This is a genomic window from Robbsia andropogonis (genome assembly GCF_000970345.1).
Lineage (GTDB): Bacteria > Pseudomonadota > Gammaproteobacteria > Burkholderiales > Burkholderiaceae > Robbsia > Robbsia andropogonis.
Window position 1 is genome coordinate 1 of sequence record NZ_LAQU01000129.1, and the last position, 2,359, is coordinate 2,359.

The 2,359-nt window shown below is 50.7% G+C and carries 2 protein-coding genes; both read right to left on the bottom strand.

The genetic code is table 11. The annotated features are described in order from the left end of the window. Positions 1–103: 103 nt before the first annotated feature. Entirely contained in the window at positions 104–1,426 is a 1,323-nt protein-coding gene (locus WM40_RS26420) for a lytic murein transglycosylase (RefSeq protein ID WP_046154544.1), read from the bottom strand. 234 nt (positions 1,427–1,660) lie between these two features. Continuing rightward, a protein-coding gene (locus WM40_RS26425) for an IS6 family transposase (protein WP_201779187.1) occupies positions 1,661–2,349 on the bottom strand; the annotation gives its coding sequence in 2 pieces (ribosomal slippage) (positions 1,661–2,094 and positions 2,094–2,349; 690 coding nt in all). Positions 2,350–2,359 lie beyond the last annotated feature (10 nt).

Here is a 2,359-nt window from a genome sequence, read left to right on the forward strand (position 1 = left end):
CGCTCGCTAACGTGACAGTGCCGTTATGACAAACTCTCTGACAGTTACCTTGTGTTCGCTTCGCTTGCGCCGTCGGGTCATGCGTGAAAATGTGAACAAGGGCCTAGTGACACAACAGTTTATCCAGCAATGCTTGGTCTGGATAACCGTCGACCGGCAATCCGACTTGTTGCTGATACGCTCGGACTGCTGCTATAGAACCCTGACCTAGGATGCCATCAATAGTACCCCGGTAAAGTTGCTTTTCTTGAAGCAGAATCTGCAACGCTTCGCGTTGCTTGCGCGTCAGGGGGAGCTCATTACGTGGCCAAGGTTTTTGTACCGGCGTGTCGCGAAGATAATTATCAGACAGCAATGCGACGGTCAGCGCATAGGAAATATCATTGTTATAACGAAGAATGGCACGGAAATTATCCGTTACCAAAAACGCCGGACCGTTCTTCCCGACCGGAAGTAACAGAGAGGCGTTTACTGCGGCAAGTGATTTCAGATCCCTCGGGACCACGGCCCGCACTCCCAAGAGTTGCCATTCTTTAATGGCTTTTTGGTTATCCATGCCAGAAGCGGAATAGTCGAACTTGGTCGGCAAGCTGATTTCAAAACCCCACGGCATGTCCTTTTTCCACCCGGACTTTTGCATATAGTTAGCTACCGAAGCCAGCGAGTCGGGGAAAGAGGTCCAGATATTGGGGTGATTGTCTCCATCAAAATCCACCGCGTATTGCAGATAAGATGCGGGAATGAACTGAGGCATCCCCATCGCCCCCGCCCAAGAACCCTTAAGTTGCTCCGGTAGCGCATCGTTTCTCTGGATTATACGTAATGCGGCAATCAGATTTTGCCGGTTAAACGATTGGCGATAGTTATAATAATCGAGCGTAGCGAGCGAGCGGATGACGCTCTTTTCGCCTGCATTAAGCCCATAATTGCTTTCGATTGAAAGGAAAGCAAACAATAACGGAGAATCAACTGGATAACGCTGAGCAATGCGATTCAAGGTTTCCTTATAATTTTCAAGCAACGCTTTCCCCTGAGATACACTATCCTGTGTTATCCGCTGTTCAATGTAACTCCAGATGGGCGTTACTATTTCCGGCTGCTTTTGAGTGGCGGCGATAACGTCGCTATCCGGGTTTATGCTAACGAACACTTTGTCATAGATATCAGCGCTGATTCCCTGGGAAAGAGCATCCTGGCGCAGCCCCGCTTTCCATTGTTCAAAACTCTGATTCGGAGCAGGCAAACCGGCTGTCGTTTCGGAGATACCATTCGACTTGAGCAGAGTATTAACATCCCTGCATTGACTGGCCTCATTGGCGGATGGATCTTGAGCGCGGCTGGCACATGCGGTCAGACTGCTACCAACGGCAATCAGCAAGAAAGCAGCGCCGACCTTAGAAATAGACTGTGTCGTTCTATTGATCATTTAAGGACCTAGGGTATAAGAAAATTTACGGATTACTGAACCACACCGGGATTCGTGGAGGCGGGTTGGTTTAAGTTAACGCTGCCTCGGTTACGTTAATTTTGCCGTGGCGGTGATAGTTTGCCTCAGCTTCGGCTGGAGGGATATATCCGAGTGGCCCCATCAGACGATGATGATTGGTTTTGTCGCAATAAGAACTGGGTGGCGTAAGAACGTTTATATGTATAGGATTACCTATGAAAATAAGGAGTTGAATTGCTGAGCCGGAGATAGTGCCTTAGCGCAGCCGCTCATCTGACCTTTGCGAATCATGTGCATGATCTCGATTCCACCAAGAATGATGCGTGCGCAGCGAAAAGTCTTAAAGCCCATCATTGGCCGCGTGCGTCGTTTGATCGCACGGTGATCCTGTTCGACAAGGTTGTTGAGATACTTTTGCTGGCGAATTTTGATCGGTGTTTCCCGCTTGGCGCTGATCGCTTTCAAAGCGGCGAGGTTCGATCCGCTCTTATCGATCGTCACGGTCTCAGGTTCGCCGTTTCGCGCAATTGCCCGCTCGAAATATGCCTGCGCGGCAGCCTTGTCCCGGAGTGCTCGTAGCAGGAAATCAACCGTGTTACCGGCTTTGTCGACAGCCCGGTAGAGATATCGCCACTCCCCGCGATTCAAACGTAGGTCTCGTCCATCCTCCAGCTTCTGCCCACCGTGCGTTTGCACCGCCGGAACGCTTTTTCCAGCAGCGGCAACAGTTTGAGCGCCCAGCGATGAACAGTCGAATGGTCCACAGCAATACCACGCTCTGCCATCATCTCTTCGAGGTGTCGTAAGCTCAACGGATACGCAACATACCAACGCACGCATAGCAGCATGACGTCCAGTGGATAGTGGAGCCGTTTAAACACTTTCGCCAGCGCCGTAGTCAGGTTTTGCTTC